The organism is Yersinia kristensenii (assembly GCF_900460525.1).
Lineage (GTDB): Bacteria > Pseudomonadota > Gammaproteobacteria > Enterobacterales > Enterobacteriaceae > Yersinia > Yersinia kristensenii.
In genome coordinates this window covers 3,957,124-3,975,740 of record NZ_UHIY01000001.1, presented here as the reverse complement: position 1 = coordinate 3,975,740, position 18,617 = coordinate 3,957,124, and the positions used below count along the sequence as shown (strand labels likewise).

Here is an 18,617-nt window from a genome sequence, read left to right as displayed (position 1 = left end):
ATCTGTTTCGGATTGGCGTGGAACGAATATTCAAGTAGTATTGACACGAATCTTACAAGGCATTAACAAAATTGCGCTGAAGGAGAGGTTGATGGAAAGCAAAGTAGTGGTTCCGGCAGAAGGTAATAAAATTACTGTCGATGCTCAGGGTAAACTGGTTGTTCCGCATAATCCGATCATTCCATTTATTGAAGGTGATGGCATTGGTGTTGATGTGACCCCAGCCATGATCAACGTGGTAGATGCTGCGGTTAAAAAAGCCTATAAAGGTGAGCGTAAAATCTCCTGGATGGAAATCTATACCGGTGAGAAATCAACTCATGTTTATGGTAAAGATGTTTGGCTACCAGAAGAAACATTGGATCTGATTCGTGAATATCGCGTTGCCATTAAAGGCCCATTAACCACGCCAGTGGGTGGTGGTATTCGTTCTCTGAACGTTGCTTTGCGCCAACAACTCGACTTGTATGTGTGCCTGCGCCCAGTGCGTTATTACGAGGGAACGCCAAGCCCGGTAAAACATCCTGAATTGACCAATATGGTGATTTTCCGCGAAAACGCGGAAGACATTTATGCGGGTATTGAATGGAAAGCGGGTTCACCAGAAGCTGAAAAAGTAATTAAGTTCCTGCGTGAAGAGATGGGTGTGAAGAAAATCCGTTTCCCTGAACAATGTGGTATTGGTGTGAAACCTTGTTCAGAAGAAGGGACTAAGCGCTTGGTTCGTGCAGCCATTGAGTACGCCATTACCAACGATCGCGAATCAGTCACTCTGGTTCATAAAGGCAACATTATGAAATTCACCGAAGGCGCATTTAAAGACTGGGGTTACCAGTTAGCGCGCGAGGAATTTGGTGGTGAGCTGATCGATGGCGGCCCGTGGGTTAAAATCAAGAATCCAAACAACGGCACAGACATCATTATTAAAGATGTTATCGCTGATGCATTCCTGCAACAAATTTTGCTGCGCCCAGCTGAGTATGATGTCATTGCCTGTATGAACCTAAACGGCGATTACATTTCTGATGCCTTGGCTGCACAGGTCGGCGGTATCGGTATTGCCCCTGGCGCTAACATTGGTGATGAATGCGCATTGTTTGAAGCTACTCACGGCACTGCACCTAAGTATGCTGGTCAGGATAAGGTGAACCCTGGTTCTATCATTCTGTCTGCAGAAATGATGCTGCGTCATATGGGTTGGTTCGAAGCCGCTGATTTGATTATCAAAGGCACCGAAGGCGCAATTCAAGCCAAGACAGTGACTTATGATTTCGAGCGCTTGATGGACGGCGCTAAACTGTTGAAATGTAGTGAATTTGGCGACGCCATTATTCAACACATGTAAGTTGTAAGTCATAACATTTAGCCAACATAATTGTAGTGATTATGTTGGCTTTTTGATCCTGTCTTTTTTGCTCTACGTGTAAAAATCATCCCGAAGATCTGAAAACTTCATGTTGCAAATATCGCTTTCACGTTGCTCTGTGATAAGCGCTAATGGCATTGCGTTTTTCATATAGCCGAAAGGAGGATTAATTACTGACAGTATGGAGTTGAATTTATCAAGGCTTAAACGTTCTCTTGAAATTCAGTGATATAGATTTTTAGTGGCTGAGGCGGGGTTATAACCCTGAAGGAACTTCAGCTGCATGTTGAGTTAGCCTCCCTGAATACATTTTTGTACTCATCTAAACTTCTCCCGATAAACTTCCGTATATATCAGTGTAGTGGCATAGTGAATTTGGCCACCTGAATAGAGGTGATATCATCACCTCATAGTCAAAACAGGTGACATTATGACCGGACGTAACAGACGCAATTTTAGCCCCGAGTTTCGCCTCGAGGCTGCCCAGCTTGTACTCGATCAGCATTACACCGTTGCCGCCGCTGCCACTGCGATGAATGTCGGCAAATCCACGATGGATAAATGGGTTCGACAACTGAAAGAAGAGCGAGCGGGAAAATCACCCATAGCTTCACCCATGACACCTGAGCAGATTGAGATACGTGAGTTGAAGAAAAGACTTCAACGCGTTGAAATGGAAAGGGATATATTAAAAAAGGCTACTGTAGATTCAATTGATCAATGCAACAACCATGTTAAAACATGCAGTTGCGGAGGATTATTGAATGAAACGTACATTTACAGCAGCAGAAAAAAGGTTTGTCTTCGACTCGTGGAAAAACGGAATTGGCTTCAGTGACATCGCTAAAATTCTGGATTCAAAGCCAGGAACAATTTTCACTATTCTGAGAGATACGGGAGGCATAAAGCCCTGTGAGCGCAAGCGGTCTTCATCACATTTAACATTGTCTGAGCGAGAAGAGATCCGTGTTGGACTGTCATCAAAAAAAAGCATCCGGGCAATTGCTAACTCACTTAATCGTTCGCCTTCAACGATATCAAGAGAGATCCTGCGTAATCGTGGCAGACGCTATTATAAGGCAGTAGACGCCAATAATCGGGCTAATCGTATGGCAAAAAGGCCTAAGCCGTGTCTGCTCGAATTAAACCTGGAGTTGAGGGCTCTTGTTTTAGAAAAACTGGAACTCAAATGGTCTCCTGAACAAATATCAGGATGGCTTAAAAAGTCGAAACCTCGCCAAAAAACGATGCAAATATCAGCTGAGACCATTTACAAGACTATCTATTTCCGAAGCCGGGCCGCATTAAATCACCTGTTAGCAAAGCATCTGCGTCGGGGGCATAGCCTTCGCCATGGCAAGCGGCATACCCGTAAGGGGGAGCGAGGGACGATTAATATCGTCAACGGTGTTTCTATTCATGAGCGTTCCAGACACATCGATAATAGACGTTCCGTTGGCCACTGGGAGGGCGATTTAGTCAGCGGGTCTAAAAATACTCATATAGCGACTCTTGTCGACAGAAAATCACGCTACACCATTATTCTGAAGCTAAAGGGAAAAGATGCTGCGTCAGTGACGCATGCGCTGACAGAAAAGTTTAATGAACTTCCCAATGAGCTGAGACGAACTTTGACCTGGGATCGGGGAATGGAGTTAGCAAAACATACAGAATTTACGGCCAGTACAGATATGCCAGTGTATTTCTGCGATCCCCAAAGCCCCTGGCAGCGAGGAACGAATGAAAATACTAACTCTCTTATCCGACAATACTTACCTAAAAAGACATGTCTTGCCCAACATTCTCAAGAGGTGCTCAATCAGATCGCCGATGAGCTCAATGATCGTCCGAGGAAAACATTAAAATTCAAAACACCAAAACAGATAATTGAAAAGAGTGTTGCGTTGACAGATTGAATCTACAACCGCGCTCTTGATGTCAGACTCCCTGAACAATTCTCATTAGTTGAGAAACTCAGGGCGCGGTTTCCTGTTGCCGTTGTGTGCAACGTATTTGGGGTTCATCGCAGCAGTTATAAATACTGGCGGCAGCCCAGGAAGCCTGATGCCACGAGAGTGGCATTACTGAGCCTTGTGCGTGAAGTTTATCGCGAAAGTAACGGTTCAGCAGGAGCGCGAAGCATTGCCGCAATGGTCACCACCAAAGGTATAAAACTGAGCCGCTGGCGGGCAACAAAGCTGATGAAAGCGCTCAATATTATCAGTTGTCAGCAACCTGGCCATCGTTATAAGAAGGCGTCTAAGGAACACATTGAGATCCCTAATTATCTGGATCGCCAGTTTGCTGTTACCGAGCCTAATCAGGCCTGGTGCGGTGATGTGACTTATATCTGGACGGGAAAACGCTGGGCTTATCTGGCTGTTGTACTCGATTTGTTTTCCCGTAAACCGGTTGGCTGGGCGATGTCATTTTTCCCTGATTCCGCACTGACAGGTAAAGCCCTGTCGATGGCCTGGGAGGCACGGGGAAAACCGGCTAATTTACTGTATCACTCGGATCAAGGCAGTCACTATACCAGCAGGAACTTCAGACAGTTACTGTGGAGATATCAGATAAAGCAAAGCCTGAGTCGCCGGGGAAATTGCTGGGATAACAGCCCAATGGAACGGTTCTTCAGAAGCCTGAAAACAGAGTGGGTACCGGATAATGGCTACGCGAATTTTAGCGAAGCCAGCACGGCAATAACGAATTACATCACAGGATATTACAGCCAGCTCAGACCTCATCAATATAATGGTGGTTTGACGCCGAATGAATCAGAACGATTGTTCTGGAAAAACTCTAAAGCTGTGGCCAGTTTTTGTTGACCACTACACAGCACAGCATTTGGTCTATGCACGTGAATAGCGTCTATCACCTTATTGTTATTCCAGTGTCCAGAATTGCTTGAACAACATGTGTTGAGTAAGTAGTTACTTCTGAAATCTTTATTTTCCCTCATTTATACAATTTATATCACGTTTAATGGTCTTGATTTTTCTATTATTCAGATCCTCCACGTAAATAGTAGGTACGTAGTATTCCTTAAGTCTTCAACTATTATTTCCTGCCACAAATGCAAGTTATCCTGTTGCAAGTGGCGGCTTTTTAGTTTCAGACTCAATGTAAATAACAGTGACTTCAGGCGGAAAATATCAATGTCGCTCATTGTGAGTGACTTAAGTCATACACCACGATTACCTGTTACGGCTTTATTGCGACATGTCCATGACGGATCTGCGTAGATAAGTGGTATCTCATGGTGGAGTTATATAAGGCTTTTGCAAAAATCACTATGTTGGCGAGTTTAGCAGGGGAATAGGGGAAACGAGTTCAAGTTATCACCACTGCTCAAAATGCCGGGCTTAATCGCCCGGTTGTTTATTGTGGATTCGTTAATTCTGCGATTGCAGATAATTCCTTGATTTCATATATAATTTTTTTATGAAAAAATCAATTTTATCTAAAATAACACTCGTTATATATGAAACTAATATGAGTAGAGACAGTATCAGTGGGGCATACCTGACTTAATAAATTATTTCTGGAGTATAGTAATAGCAAAAAAACGAATGTGTTAACCACATATACATAGAGTGTTTCCCAAGATTATTTATAATGTTGTGATGCATGGTTTTATTATATATATATATATTATTAGCATCACGAATAAAGGGGATGTGACAATTAGCCCATACATTTTGAATGTTACGAAAAAAAACATTATGCATAGAACTGAAAATGCATAAAAAAATAATTTATTTATATGTTTCATTATTTCCGTTATTAATTTATTTTCTTTCCCGAAAACATAGCCAGAAATAAACGGATATAGCCATATAAGGCACATAGATATACCGTAGTACCCCATGCGCTGGGAAAGATACCCTAAAGGTAATGATATCAGGGCGATGAAAATCAATGTAATGCTATTCAATCTTGATATTATGGGTAAAGCAAGAACATAGACTACATACAACTGTATAAACCACCATTCTCCGTTGTAATCAGATGATATCCCCATTATATTTTTAGCTAGCTTTATCGGTGAACTATCATTCTAGTTATTGTTTACAAATAAAAATCCTATCGGGATGAAAATAATAAAAACCAACCAATAACTGAAATATAATTTCTTTAATTTAGTAAGTGAATATTTGAAATTTATTTTATTTTTAAAGGAATATCCGTAGCCTGATATAAATAAAAACATAGCCACGCATACTTTACCAAATGAGGCTATGAAATTATCAATATCCCATCCAATAAAAGGGAGTGAATTAATAACATTCACATTCGTAGGTATGCGCTCAGGGAACGCGAATAGATGATGTGTGAGCATCAAAATTATAGCGATGCCTTTAATATAATTACTCTCATTCTTTGTAATAATCACGATTAAACCATTGATAAAAATGAATAGTTCATAGTTTCCCATACTTTTTTTTACTGTCAATCTTTCAAGCTATACCGGCATTGATTTTTTGATACGGAACAGGGAAATACTGTGTTGGCCTATCACTCCCAGCTTAATCGCCCGGTCTATTTCAATCGTATCCCAGGCTTTAGCTTATGAATTGAGTAACCGCGAATAATTGATGGCAATTTGATACCTTATGGAAATTTGGCAGAACCGAAAACTTTGCGGGTACCACGTGACGCAAAAGATGTATCCAGCAAAAGCGAGTAAGAGTGGCTAGCATACGAAAGAATTCAAAATTGAGGTTTTGACCATCCCAAACCACCAATTTTAAACTTGGTTTTTTTTCCGTTTTTTCACTGTAGGGGCTAAGAAAAAAACCAAGAAAAGGGTCTGGATGGATTACCTGACTCAAATAGTAAAAATGGAGGAAACGGTGGGTAGGGTGATTCAGGGGGAAATAATGGGGGAAGAGAGGGGAATGAAAATGGTTATGGAAGTGGCTGTCGTGATGATGATGCTGGATGAGAGCGTGGGAGAATAAACTGTCGAGGTGGCGCTAGCGGCCAAGACGGTTTTTCCTGTACGAGATCGGCCAGATAAACGTCGTCTCACTCCAGCAAATTATCCAAATAATGAATAGAGGTTGTGTTTGAAACTGTAAACAAAACGGCCTTTGTAATTATCTAATCAGTTCGTTGGCCGTCGCCAGCCGGATCATCACTAGCTGGTCTGGATTACCTTATCAGATGAGTGATGAGTTCTTGACCATTATTGTGTGTGTTACTGGACTGTTAGCCACCCTATTGGGTGAGATTTCCGCCTCCACAGGCCGCAACCACCGTACATAATTCCATTATGCCCTTCTCTTAATGTTGAACGTCTCGTATCCCCACCCGTATCGTATTGGGCAAGGGTTTACGACATGCTTTGCGAAAAGCGTGTTTTTTTGAGGTCTGCCCCCTCAAATTACATAATAAAAAGGCTGTTTTACCTCGCAAACCCTGCCGCAGTACATTCAGCTAATTCTGCCCCGTTATGGATAAATCAATGAATGAGCTGTGACCCGCCATAATAATATGAAGAAAATATTTGACTGGTCAGGTTAACTCTTTATCCTTTACGGCAAAGTTATTTTGCATATGTATTTCATTTCATCACCAGAACTTAAGAAACTATAAAAATTTTTTATTTTCTCTCTTAAAACAGAGGTTTATATTGTGACGAAGGATGTAGAAATCGTTAAAGCACGGCATCCGTTAGATAAGCAGCACATCAAACTGACTTATGTAACTCATTTTTACTGTAATCAGGGAAATATGGATTCCGTTGAGTCTTTGTTGAAGGAATATGAATCCTACCCTGATGACATTAAGGATGCGGTGGAGTTTGTCATTGTCGATGATTGCTCCCCCTTAGAGTATGAAGTAAAAGATTATGATTTGAATTTCACGTGGTTAAGAATAACCACTGATATCCAGTGGAACCAAGCGGGCTCCCGTAATCTGGGTGTAACTTACGCTAAATCCGATAAAATCATCATTACTGATTTAGACTGTTTGTTACCTGAAGATACCTTGCGTTATCTGGTTAATGCGCGTAACCCTGGGCGCTCACTGTATCGCATCTACCGTACAGATGAAAAAACCGGTAAAGCCTACCGCGGTCATCCCAATCTGTTCTTCATGTCCAGAGCTCGATTCTTCAGACTTTATGGTTATGACGAAGAGTTCGCTGGTCATTACGGTTCGGAAGATTACCGGTTTGTGAAGTTCCATAAAGACCATGGCACCACACCGCGCTATCTGCCGAAGCAATATCGCTGTATTGAACGTAATGTTGATAGGAAGAAAAGCTACCATTCTCTGGATCGTGATTTGACGCATAATGCGCCTATTGATGATCGCAAGAAGAATGAAATCTCCCTATTTGGGGCGGAATATGGTCATAGCAGAATATTCCTTAACTTTAATTGGGAAATCAAAAAAGTGCATTCGCGCCCACCAACAATACCTGAGCGTAAGGGCTGGTGGCGGCCATTATGGTGGTTCCGTTACCTGTTCCGTTCACTCGCGGCATAACGGCATTTATCTAAAATATTTCTCATAGCCAGTCAGTGTATGCTGATTGGCTATGTTATAGATGGGGCTGCGATACTGGGTACCAGTGTGTCACGCGGCTTCTCCCAGTTATTAATCTGAAGTGAGTGACTTATGATTTCTCCTGCTACCTTGCCCAGTTCACCGCCAGCGCATCGCTATGTTGGTATACTGTCTTGTGTAACTGCATTTTTGTTAGGTATTGGTTTACCCACTTCTAATTTTATAATGAACTTGTCGATGGTATTAGCTTTAATCTGTTTACTGCTGAACCGCGATACACGTTATGTAAAAGTTTTAGTAAAAAACCCACTGATTTGGTTACCTGCAATCATGTTTTTGCTGCTGGCAGTATCTTTGCTTTGGCAGCACAACCTATACGGTAAAGTGATGGTCGGTAAGTATTCCAAGCTGTTGTATATCTTGCCATTGGCGATGTTTTTTATCCTTTCTCGCTCACTTGCCCGTTATTTTGCTAAAGGTTTTTTGCTGGCTAATGCCGTTATCTTGGCCGCCAGTCTCTGGGTCGGTGTTCTTCATATGCCGTTGGGCCATATTGACCCCTTAAATCCGACAGTATTTAAGTTACAAATCACACATAACTTCTTTATGGCATTAGCCGCGGTGATATGGCTTTCTTTAGCATTCCGTAGCCATGGGCTTAAACGCGGGTGTTATGCGCTGCTGGTGTGTTTGGCGGTCTATAACATAGTGTTTATGGTGCAAGGCAGAACCGGCTATGTGGCATTAGTGGCTGCTTTCGGGGTATGGGGGCTACTGTCATTATCAACCCGTCAGCGTTTGGGGATGCTGGTGGGGGCATTTATCGTCGCAGCTATCGTGCTGGTGGTGCCAAACCGTGCAGTTGAACGGTTACATCAAGGTGTCACAGAGGTTCAAACCTGCCTGTCGGTCACTCACGAGGGGAATCAAAAATCTTGCGACAGTTCGATGGGGTTGCGTACGTCATTTATGCTTGAGTCTGTCAGGCTGATAGAGTCAGCGCCTATTTTAGGCCATGGTGCAGGGGGTTTTTGGCTCAGTTTTGCGCCAAACCAATATAGCATAAACCCGCACAATGAATATTTGATGCAAACTGTACAATCCGGAATAGTCGGTTTAGCCTTATTCCTCGGGTGGATGTGGTGTTATTTCCGTTCAGCCTGGCGTTTACCAACACACATTCGAAATGTGTTGGTAGCATTGCTCTGTGCTTATTTGGCCTGTCATCTGTTTAACTCCTTCTTACTGGATTCTTCAGAAGGGCATTTATTTATCATCCTGACGGCGATTGTGGCCAGTTATTCAGCACTACCCCCTAAAGAGCGGGAAGAAATAGAGCAAACAGAATAACGCCGTTTACGGAAAAAGGTGTGATAAATCTAGAGAGCAGGTGCCCACAGTGGCACCTGTTTTTTTATCTGCTTAGTTTAAGACTTCCGGCGGTGAGGTCACATTCAAGTGGTTGTATCCCTCTTGAAAACCAAACAATTCAAATAACTCATAAGCCGTTGAGTACATATGATAGGGCGAGAAAAAAAGCCAGGCAAAAAGTGATAATAAAATCATAATGACAACCAGCAGGATTTTATCAAGCAGCACTTTTCCTCCTTATATTATTTGAGCCAATAAGCTTGTCACATTGACCCATTATGTCAACTGTGCGCTGTCGCATAACGATAACGTAAAACCATATTAAACGCATGGGCAGGGTTAATGAATATTACGTGATATTCGTCACATAACTAATTTGTTAACGTTAACATCGGTGATTGGTATCACGAAATATATGAGAATTGTATCAATAGAAAAGATAAAGAGGAGCTGATATCAGTACGACTTTTTCGGCTATTACCATCACTAAGTGGATGCCCGCTCCAGTAGTGGGCAAGGCAACCGGTGTGTTAATCGTGATTCCCGTCTTTCAATTAAATGAAGAGCCGCTTCCCGACCAATATCATAATGAGGTAGTTGCACGGTGGTCAGTGGCGGCAGAAATAACTCTCCGATACCGACCATATTGTCATAACCCATCACTGCAACTTGCTGTGGGATGGTAATACCTTTCGCTAAAAGCACTTGGTAGGCCAGAAAAGCGATGCGGTCATTGCCACAAATAAGCACATCAAAATCAGGTTTTCCATCAGGGCAATGGCGGTTTAATAGGGAAATAACATCCTGATAATACTCATCTCCCGATGCTAAGTGGTACTGGCGTAACTGCTCCGGTGGCAGGGTAGATTCTTGCCATGCTTTTTCCACACCCGCTCGCCGAGCTTTACCTGCCAGCGAACTTTCGGGAAGATAGATACACAGTGGCCGCCGATAACCTCGGCGCAGCAGTAATTTCATAGCCTGATATTGACCATCAAAGTCATCAGGAATGTAGCTGGGAATGGTATGATTTTCGCTGACACAATTAGCCAGCACAATATTCTTATCCCGAAGACATTCAGGGACAGTGACTTGTTGTAGCCGCATTGAGGCAAAAATAATGCCATCGGGGCGCTGGGCCAGCAGTTGGTTGACCGCGCGCTCGCTATCTTCGTGTGAGGTTAGATTGACCAGAAAGCTATTCCAGCCAAATTCGCGTGCCGTCAACTCAATGGACAGTAATATCTCGACCGAAAACGGAGTGGTAGCGGTATCGCGCGCAAGCACGGCGAGAGTGGAGGTTTTGGTGGTGTTGCCCCGCATTTTTCGGGCAAAGAAATCAGGTACATAATTAAGCGCTTCAATGGCTTGCATCACACGCTGATAAGTTTCTGGCCGCAATTGTTCTGGGGTATTGATTGCCCGAGAAACAGTCATTAATGAAACTGATGCCAGATTTGCCACTTCTTTCAGCGAAACCATTACTTTCCTCAATGGATTATATTGCCGCTTTGATAGGTTGATGATGGTGATCTTACCATTATTGATTAACCGGAGCGGGGGGATTGGCGAGCGCTATCAATAAAAAGCCCTCATGAGTGAGGGCTAGAGGCTAACAGTTGGCTTTATCATCAGCCTCATCAATCAGACCGTTGGCTATCTTGCTCGCATCAAGATAACGGGAAGAACTTAAAATCCCATTAAGTGTTTCTCGAACACTGAACAAAAATTGATCATTATCTGACTCGTTAGCACATTCAACCATTAATGCGATAAGCAAAGCTTCATGGGCGATCAAATGATCTTCACCAGGTAAGTTTGCATCAGTGCCACCTTGCTGGGCGCGGACAGATGTTTGATTAAGTGATGACATAAAACTCCTTATTTAATAATTGAATAACCACCTACCCACTATAGCGGGGTTTCTATTTATTGCTATGACAGATGAATGTTCTGTCATAGCAGCCATAACAGATTATGTGGTGGTGGCAGTCAATTGCTCCATTTATCCGCGCTATTTCAACAGGATATTATGGATAAAGTCCCTTATTTTACCGGGCGATAAATACGCACCGCCGCAGTGAGACGCAGGGTACGGTGGGCTAACTCCTCTGCCGCCCCAGCATACTGCTCCACCATGGCGGAATTTTGATGAGTCATTTGGTCCAACTGACCGATCGATTGGCTAATTTGGCCAAGAGCTTGTGTCTGTTCATAGGTTGAGGTGCTAATTTCCCGGATTAAAGTGGAAACCTGACCGGCCTGTTGAACAATATTATCCATGGTAGCACCGGCATTTTGGACTAACTTACTCCCATCCCGAACCCGCTCCACACTCGTTTCAATGAGGTGCTTAATTTCTTTTGCCGCAGTGGAAGAACGTTGGGCCAAATGGCGAACTTCACTAGCCACTACGGCGAAGCCACGGCCTTGTTCGCCCGCCCTTGCTGCTTCAACTGCCGCATTGAGTGCCAAAATATTCGTTTGGAAAGCTATGCCTTCAATCACACTGATAATATCGACAATACGATGGCTGGAATCATTAATCGTGCCCATAGTATTAATCACCTGGTGCATTAACTCACTACCACGTTCCGCTGCATGGCTGCTCATCGTGGCTAATGATGTCGTCTCATTGGCGCTATTGGCGCTGTTTTGGACGGTTGCGACGAGTTGTTCAGTCGCACTGACAATATGTTGTAGATTGGCGGTAGCTTGTTCGGTCCGAACTTTTAACTCACGATTCCCTGCCGCAATTTCACTGCTGGCAGTATTAATACCATCAACCTGGCCACTAACGTCGTCAGTCAGAGAGCGGAGATTCAATCCCAACTGATTGACGCTACGCATTAAATAGCCAATTTCGTCAACACGATTCAGTTGCACATAATCACCGGCTTGCCCGGAAGAGACATCTTGTGCTTGCTGCAAAATCGCGGCAATCGGGCGGGCGACTTGGCGCTCCAACCAAAATGAGGTGATTAAGCTACTGAAAAGGGTGGCTATTCCTAGCCCCAGTAAGGGCAAACCGGTCACCCCCATCCCCATCGCCGCCAACGTCGGTAGCAGTGCGGCAGTCAATAATGCACCGCGCAAACGCCAACGTAAGGACAGAGTTTGAAATAATGAAAGAAAAGATAATACGCCAGTGCGGACAATCAGCCCGCGATACAATGCAATGCGGCGTTGCTTAGCTTTGCCAGAGTTAAAATCGGCATACAGTGCTTCAGCTTGTTTTACTTCTTCGCGGGTTGGCGCAATTCGCACTGAAATATAGCCGGTCAAACGGTTTTTATGGAGCAGAGGGGTGGCATTGGCGCGTACCCAGTAATAGTCACCATTTAGACGACGATTCTTGACTAATGATGACCAGGATAAACCCGCATTCAAAGTCCGCCACATATCAGCAAAGGCTGCGGGGGGCATATCCGGATGCCGCACCACATTGTGAGGTTGACCCAGCAAGTTTTGATATTCAAAGCCACTGGCACGCACAAAGGCAGCATTGGCATAGGTGATATTACCTTGAATATCAGTGGTAGACTGCAAGGTGGTATCGCGATCAATAGGATACTCCTGCCGGCTGACAGGTTTGTTCACTCGCATAATAACCTCAGTAAATGGGGGGCATTTATAACAATGGAATACAATAATTACTGAGAGTCATCGGCAGTCGCAGAGAAAACTTTATGCCTTTATTAATATAAAAACTCAATTCACTATAAAGGTGCTTTTTATTAGTCTTATTGCGCTTATTTAGTGCATTTTACTATTTATAAAAATATGAATTTTGCTTAATTCATTATTTAACCTTAATCTTAAGTTGGTTTATAAAATAACCATTTTGTAAAAATATATGATATAAAACAGTTTGTTATGTTATTTTTGATTGAGTTTTACAATGTTTAATTGGTGAGTTTTTTAAATGAGTGTTTGTTTGCTTTTCTATTTATCTGTAATTGAGATTAAATATGCATGGTTTTTACTTAAAAGTTACATAATGTGATGTTTGTTGGTGGTTTGATTTGCAATATTTGTTAATGATGAATATCACAATAATTATTTGTTACAGTTACCCGGCATATCAATCTGAATAATATTAATAGGGATAAAAATCCCCGCAGATGCAGAGATAGAAAAATTAAAGAGTGATAATGAATACGAAATCAACAATCAGTTAAAACTGAATGGCTCTTTTTTACTCTTTCTATTTTCATCAGAAAGTCATAGATAGGTGAGAGTCGGTTTGAGTCTTTACTAAAAATATCAACCGGTTACACAAAAATTGGGGCGGAAAAGTTTATTAAGCTGTCATCGTCGATGTTGTTAACTGCTCCAGAGGTTACAGTGCCAACATCAATTTTCCCCCATTCCGGGAGCTTGTGATGCTCCCGGATAATAGCGTCAAGAAAGGCTATAAACCGCGTTTTTCCATTAACAAAGCAAGGTCAATGAGGCGATTCGAAAAACCCCATTCGTTATCATACCAAGCCAGGATTTTGACCAGTTTGCCACCAATGACCAATGTTGAGAGGCCGTCAATAATAGATGACCGCGGATCGCCGCGATAATCACTCGATACCAGAGGTTCTTCGCTGTAGCCCAGAATACCCTTTAACGGGCCAGATTCGCTGGCTTGACGAAATGCAGCATTAATTTCTTCAACCGTCGCCTCACGTTTAAGGTTTACGGTTAAATCAACGATAGAGACCACCGGCACTGGAACGCGCAGGGAATAGCCGGTCATTTTACCGTCAAGTTCAGGGATGACCTTCCCGATCGCCTTAGCAGCACCGCTGGAATAAGGGACAATAGAAACAGCCGCCGCACGTGCTCCTCGTAAATCTTTTTCTGGCTGGTCATGCAGGGCTTGGCTGTTGGTATAAGCATGGGTGGTGTTCATAAGCCCATGTTCAATACCAAATACCTGATGTAAAACTTGTGCGGCAGGGGCAAGGCCGTTAGTTGTACAGCTACCGTTACTGACGACTTTGTGCTTGGCTGCATCATATTTGTCATCATTGACACCCATCACAATGGTAATGTCGTCGTTTTTAGCTGGAGCGGAAATAATGACACGCTTTGCTCCACCTTTGGTGATATGGACTTCTGCTTTGGCTTTTTCAGTAAAGAATCCTGTGGCTTCTATGACAATATCAACACCGACACTGCCCCACGGAATTGCTGCGGGATCTCTTTCCGAAAAGACGCGAATGGCATGTCCATTAACCAAAAGTTGGTTTTCATGCGCTTTAATATCGACATTTAACGTACCGGAGAGTGAATCATATTTAAGGAGATGAGCGAGAGTTTTGCTATCAGTGAGGTCATTAATGGCGACCACCTGAAAATCATGACGTCCCAATGCTGCACGAAGGACATTTCGCCCAATTCTGCCGAATCCGTTAATACCCACTTTAACCATGATAAAAACCCCTTTATTGACTGAATTGAATTAATACTAGCTCTCAGAAGGGGTGGCGTAAATGACAATAAAAGATCAATTTATGCCATTTTACGGCAATGGAAATGTTCACGATATTCTGTTGGCGTCAACTGTAAGTTGCGTTCAAAAACCCTGCGTAGATTTAGACCGCTGCCAAACCCAGTGGCCACCGCAATTTGCTCAATACTACTGGTTGTTTGTTCAAGGTGCTGTCTGGCAGCATTTAACCGGGCTTCTTCAACATACTTTGCTGGTGTAATACCGGTCTCTCGAGTGAATACTCGAGTAAAGTTACGTGGGCTCATGGCTGCTCGTTCTGCCAGATTTTCGACGGACAAATTACTGGTGAGATTATTCGGCAGCCATGTTTGAAGATCACGGATCACCCGATCATTGGCTTGATTCAGTAAATATCGACTAAACTGTATTTGTCCGCCAGGACGGCGCAGAAACATCACGAGGTCTTGCGCAATCTCTCTGGCGACATTAAATCCTTGGTCGTCTTCGACCAAAGCGAGAGTCAGATCAAAACCTGAACTGACCCCTCCAGACGTCCAGACCATGCCATCTTGAACATACAAAGGACCGCGTTCCACCATTATCTGTGGGTATTGCGCTTGCAGGGTATCAAGCAACCGCCAGTGTGTAGTGGCATGGCGCCCATCCAATAAACCGGCCTTGGCAAGCAGAAGTGCTCCCCCACAGATAGAAACTATTCGTTCGGCATGTGGGGCCGCCAGTTTAAGCCAACTGACAACATTGCTACTTTCATCTTCTGTCAGCCCTTTGCCAGTGACCATTATTGTGTTGCGGGAAAGTGTCGGGTCCAGATCGCAAAGCCGCTGGTCAGCCAGCAAGCTTAGACCTGAAATGCCGTTTACCACACGATGCGATTGTGTTGTGGCTACAGTGACCTGATAGGGTGGGTGAGGAGTATCCGCTGTTTGCAGGCGATTAGCATGCATAAGAATATCGGCGATCCCTATTGCTTCAAACAACATTCCCCCATCAGGGATGATAATCAAGAAAGAGTGCATGGCATTAATCGTTCGGTTAGCATGATATGCGACAAGTGTATCACCGGAGTGGACACGGTTGTAAATAGCGGACAGTGATAGGTTGATGCTTTATTTAGTTAAGGGGCAATGCTCCTTAACTAAAAATGACAGCTTTGTTGTTACAAATCTACTCCACATAATGACATTCACGTTTAAGTTTTACTTAAAATTCAAATGGTTATATTGGAATGGTCAGCTTCCCTTGTAAACGCTCCTAAATTTGATAACAAGAAGCAAAGATAACTTGCCATTAAGTGCTGTTTGTATATACAGTATTTAGCAATGAAAACAGACAGCAAAACACCCATCTGTTTTTTTAATTGGATGATTGGTGTGTAAGAAAAGAACGTTATTGAGATAAAAAATACAGGGAAACGGCGAAGAGTGATGGAGGACTTAGTCGGGGGAAGTCGATAATTTTTAATTATAATTAATAACTAAATAATTGCTTTATCATATATGTATCGCTCATTAATTCCTCTATTGTGAATCCCTTAATATCGTCTATCGCGAGTAAATTGTTTGTCTAATCAGAGGCGCAGCATCATAAAGCGCCAGTCCGTAGCTATCGGCCAATCCATAGCTATTGATATTGTATCTATAACAAGGATTAAAAATGAAATTAGAAACATTATCTATTCATGCCGGTTATTCACCAGATCCTACCACCAGAGCGGTTGCTGTTCCCATTTATCAGACTTCTTCTTTTGCTTTTGATGATACCCAGCATGGTGCTGATTTATTTGATTTAAAAGTCGCGGGCAATATTTACTCACGGATCATGAACCCCACCAATGATGTGTTGGAACAACGAGTTGCAGCGCTGGAAGGGGGGATTGCTGCCCTGGCAGTTGCATCCGGTATGGCCGCGATCACTTATGCTATCCAAACCCTTGCTGAGGCCGGGGATAATATTGTGTCAGTAGCGAAGTTGTATGGCGGGACTTACAACCTGCTGGCCCATACTTTGCCGCGTTATGGGATTGAGACTCGATTTGCCGATCATGATGATATTGAAGCATTAGAAGCATTGATTGATGACCGGACAAAAGCAGTTTTTTGTGAATCAATTGGTAATCCAGCGGGCAATATTGTTGATTTGAAAAAATTGGCTGATGCCGCCCACCGGCATGGGGTGCCACTGATTGTCGATAATACGGTCGCGACACCTATTCTCTGTCGGCCATTTGAGCATGGCGCGGATATTGTGGTGCATTCATTGACCAAATATATCGGCGGCCACGGCTCTAGCATTGGTGGCATTGTGGTGGATTCCGGCAAGTTCCCGTGGACACAATATCCGAAACGCTTTGCTCAATTGAATACGCCCGATCCTTCTTATCACGGCGTGACTTATACCGAGCAATTTGGTGCGGCTGCATATATTGGCCGTTGCCGAGTTGTACCGCTGAGAAATACTGGCGCGGCACTGTCGCCATTCAATGCATTCCTGATCTTACAAGGGCTAGAAACGCTGGCTTTGCGTATGGAACGTCATACTGAAAATGCGTTGAAAGTTGCTCATTATTTGCAGAATCACCCACAAGTTAGCTGGGTTAAATATGCCGGTTTACCTGACCATCCTGAACATGAGTTAGCCCAACGCTATTTTGGTGGTAAACCTGCTGCGATATTGTCATTTGGTGTGCATGGAGGGCAGGCGGCGGGGGGGCGATTTATCGATGCGCTAAATTTGATCGTGCGGTTGGTTAATATTGGTGATGCCAAATCATTGGCGTGCCATCCTGCCTCCACCACTCATCGTCAGCTCAATGATGAAGAGCTTATCAAGGCGGGTGTGCCACGAGATATGGTGAGATTGTCGATTGGCATTGAGCACATTGATGACATCCTCAATGACCTTGCCCAAGCATTGGATGCGGCTAAATCTTAAGATAAATGCAGAATGTGACCGGTAGCTCGAGAGGTACCGGTCAAAAGTCATAGCGGAAACAATTAAAGTGCAGTCAATGTTGCTGCAATCACTTTGGCATAGGGGGTAGTTGGGCGGCCAATAAGTTTGCTCAAGGTATGGCTATCATCAAAAAGCCCACCTTTAGCTGCACCTGCATCAGAATCTGCCAGCAGGCTGGCAAAACCGTCAGGTAAACCGGCTCCGAGCAGCGCTTGCTTGAAGTCAGTTTCATAAAGGTTTTTGTATACGACTGGTTTGCACGATTGGCGGGCAATTTCTGCTGTGAATTCGGCCAATGTATAACTGTCATCACCGGCTAATTCGTAAACTTTACCGGCTTGATTCTCTTGGGTCAGCACCACGGCGGCGCCCTCGGCATAGTCTTCACGCGCAGCAGAGGCGATATGACCATCACCTACCGCGCCGATGAATGCGCCATGAGCTAGAGCCGGAGCGATACTTGCAGCGTAGTTTTCGGTATACCAACCGTTGCGTAATAGCACTACAGGTAAACCTGACTCACGCAATAGTGCCTCTGTGGCGCGGTGTTCTTGCGCTAATCCGAGAATACTTTTATCGGCATGCAGCAAACTGGTATATGCCAACAATTTAACACCTGCTTTTTTGGCGGCATTGATTACCGCAGTATGTTGGGCAATACGTTGTCCCACTTCACTCGATGAGATTAACAGCAGTTTATCAACCCCTTCGAAAGCAGCTTCTAATGTCGCGGGTTGGCTATAATCCGCTTTATGTACCTGAACACCTAGCGCCGCTAAATCGCTGGCTTTCTCAGGGTTGCGTACGGCGGCAATAATTTCACTGGCTGGGACTTTTTTAAGTAATGCGTTGATAACAAGGCGGCCTAGTTGGCCGGTAGCTCCGGTTACTGCGATCATTATGACGCTCCAAATGTGATGTTATGCCTTTCGTACTTGA

Annotated in this window: 13 protein-coding genes and 3 pseudogenes; 8 read left to right on the top strand and 8 right to left on the bottom strand. The window is 43.7% G+C overall.

Annotated features, from left to right (window positions below; translation table 11 throughout):
- Window positions 1-91: 91 nt before the first annotated feature.
- From icd to DX162_RS18360, 4 genes and pseudogenes are all read left to right on the top strand, one after another.
- Window positions 92-1,345, top strand: a complete 1,254-nt coding sequence (gene icd / locus DX162_RS18375; protein ID WP_004389800.1) for an NADP-dependent isocitrate dehydrogenase — start codon at window positions 92-94, stop codon at window positions 1,343-1,345.
- Between the two features lie 414 nt (window positions 1,346-1,759).
- Window positions 1,760-2,063: pseudogene (locus tag DX162_RS18370) on the top strand (transposase); the annotation flags it as partial.
- 67 nt (window positions 2,064-2,130) lie between these two features.
- Window positions 2,131-3,282 (top strand): IS30-like element ISYkr1 family transposase, encoded by a 1,152-nt coding sequence (locus DX162_RS18365; protein ID WP_004389801.1) that lies wholly within the window; start codon window positions 2,131-2,133, stop codon window positions 3,280-3,282.
- Window positions 3,283-3,294: 12 nt separating this feature from the next.
- Window positions 3,295-4,194, top strand: a pseudogene (locus tag DX162_RS18360) (IS3 family transposase); the annotation flags it as partial.
- Window positions 4,195-5,426: 1,232 nt separating this feature from the next.
- Here DX162_RS18360 and DX162_RS22950 read toward each other — a convergent pair.
- Window positions 5,427-5,681: pseudogene (locus DX162_RS22950) on the bottom strand (acyltransferase family protein); the annotation flags it as partial.
- A 502-nt stretch (window positions 5,682-6,183) separates the two neighbouring features.
- Here DX162_RS22950 and DX162_RS22655 point away from each other — a divergent pair.
- The 3 genes from DX162_RS22655 (at window position 6,184) to DX162_RS18340 (ending at window position 9,238) form a co-directional block, all read left to right on the top strand.
- Window positions 6,184-6,330, top strand: a complete 147-nt coding sequence (locus DX162_RS22655) for a hypothetical protein (protein ID WP_004389805.1) — start codon at window positions 6,184-6,186, stop codon at window positions 6,328-6,330.
- A 676-nt stretch (window positions 6,331-7,006) separates the two neighbouring features.
- The gene (locus DX162_RS18345) at window positions 7,007-7,867 is read left to right on the top strand and encodes a glycosyltransferase family A protein (protein ID WP_004389809.1); all 861 of its coding nucleotides are present in this window, start codon (window positions 7,007-7,009) and stop codon (window positions 7,865-7,867) included.
- A 150-nt stretch (window positions 7,868-8,017) separates the two neighbouring features.
- Window positions 8,018-9,238, top strand: a complete 1,221-nt coding sequence (locus tag DX162_RS18340) for an O-antigen ligase family protein (RefSeq protein ID WP_080548260.1) — start codon at window positions 8,018-8,020, stop codon at window positions 9,236-9,238.
- A 72-nt stretch (window positions 9,239-9,310) separates the two neighbouring features.
- Here DX162_RS18340 and DX162_RS22360 read toward each other — a convergent pair whose 3' ends face one another.
- The 6 genes from DX162_RS22360 to DX162_RS18315 form a co-directional block, all read right to left on the bottom strand.
- Window positions 9,311-9,487 carry a hypothetical protein gene (locus tag DX162_RS22360; protein WP_004389812.1) on the bottom strand — a complete coding sequence of 59 codons (177 nt, stop codon included), beginning with the start codon at window positions 9,485-9,487 and terminating at the stop codon, window positions 9,311-9,313.
- A gap of 258 nt (window positions 9,488-9,745) precedes the next feature.
- Window positions 9,746-10,741, bottom strand: a complete 996-nt coding sequence (locus DX162_RS18335; protein ID WP_004389814.1) for a LacI family DNA-binding transcriptional regulator — start codon at window positions 10,739-10,741, stop codon at window positions 9,746-9,748.
- A 130-nt stretch (window positions 10,742-10,871) separates the two neighbouring features.
- Window positions 10,872-11,132 (bottom strand): hypothetical protein, encoded by a 261-nt coding sequence (locus tag DX162_RS18330; protein WP_004389815.1) that lies wholly within the window; start codon window positions 11,130-11,132, stop codon window positions 10,872-10,874.
- Window positions 11,133-11,305: 173 nt separating this feature from the next.
- Window positions 11,306-12,865: a methyl-accepting chemotaxis protein gene (locus DX162_RS18325; RefSeq protein WP_032819524.1), complete on the bottom strand. Its 1,560-nt coding sequence runs from the start codon at window positions 12,863-12,865 to the stop codon at window positions 11,306-11,308.
- Between the two features lie 808 nt (window positions 12,866-13,673).
- Complete coding sequence (gene gap / locus DX162_RS18320) at window positions 13,674-14,684, bottom strand: type I glyceraldehyde-3-phosphate dehydrogenase (protein WP_004389818.1); 1,011 nt, start codon at window positions 14,682-14,684, stop codon at window positions 13,674-13,676.
- Between the two features lie 80 nt (window positions 14,685-14,764).
- Window positions 14,765-15,742 (bottom strand): GlxA family transcriptional regulator, encoded by a 978-nt coding sequence (locus DX162_RS18315; protein WP_004389822.1) that lies wholly within the window; start codon window positions 15,740-15,742, stop codon window positions 14,765-14,767.
- 637 nt (window positions 15,743-16,379) lie between these two features.
- On the opposite strand from DX162_RS18315, the gene DX162_RS18310 reads away from it, so the two are divergent.
- Window positions 16,380-17,657: a bifunctional O-acetylhomoserine aminocarboxypropyltransferase/cysteine synthase gene (locus tag DX162_RS18310; protein ID WP_049562818.1), complete on the top strand. Its 1,278-nt coding sequence runs from the start codon at window positions 16,380-16,382 to the stop codon at window positions 17,655-17,657.
- Window positions 17,658-17,719: 62 nt separating this feature from the next.
- On the opposite strand, the gene DX162_RS18305 is transcribed toward DX162_RS18310, so the two are convergent.
- Window positions 17,720-18,577 carry an SDR family oxidoreductase gene (locus tag DX162_RS18305; protein ID WP_004389830.1) on the bottom strand — a complete coding sequence of 286 codons (858 nt, stop codon included), beginning with the start codon at window positions 18,575-18,577 and terminating at the stop codon, window positions 17,720-17,722.
- Between the last annotated feature and the right edge of the window lie 40 nt (window positions 18,578-18,617).

Excerpts from the sequence above, each read along its gene's own strand:
- icd (WP_004389800.1), top strand. The coding sequence starts at position 92 with ATGGAAAGCAAAGTAGTGGTTCCGGCAGAAGGTAATAAAATTACTGTC.
- DX162_RS18365 (WP_004389801.1), top strand. The coding sequence starts at position 2,131 with ATGAAACGTACATTTACAGCAGCAGAAAAAAGGTTTGTCTTCGACTCG.
- DX162_RS22655 (WP_004389805.1), top strand. The coding sequence starts at position 6,184 with ATGGATTACCTGACTCAAATAGTAAAAATGGAGGAAACGGTGGGTAGG.
- DX162_RS18335 (WP_004389814.1), bottom strand. The coding sequence starts at position 10,741 with ATGGTTTCGCTGAAAGAAGTGGCAAATCTGGCATCAGTTTCATTAATG.
- DX162_RS18330 (WP_004389815.1), bottom strand. The coding sequence starts at position 11,132 with ATGTCATCACTTAATCAAACATCTGTCCGCGCCCAGCAAGGTGGCACT.
- DX162_RS18325 (WP_032819524.1), bottom strand. The coding sequence starts at position 12,865 with ATGCGAGTGAACAAACCTGTCAGCCGGCAGGAGTATCCTATTGATCGC.
- gap (WP_004389818.1), bottom strand. The coding sequence starts at position 14,684 with ATGGTTAAAGTGGGTATTAACGGATTCGGCAGAATTGGGCGAAATGTC.
- DX162_RS18315 (WP_004389822.1), bottom strand. The coding sequence starts at position 15,742 with ATGCACTCTTTCTTGATTATCATCCCTGATGGGGGAATGTTGTTTGAA.
- DX162_RS18310 (WP_049562818.1), top strand. The coding sequence starts at position 16,380 with ATGAAATTAGAAACATTATCTATTCATGCCGGTTATTCACCAGATCCT.
- DX162_RS18305 (WP_004389830.1), bottom strand. The coding sequence starts at position 18,577 with ATGATCGCAGTAACCGGAGCTACCGGCCAACTAGGCCGCCTTGTTATC.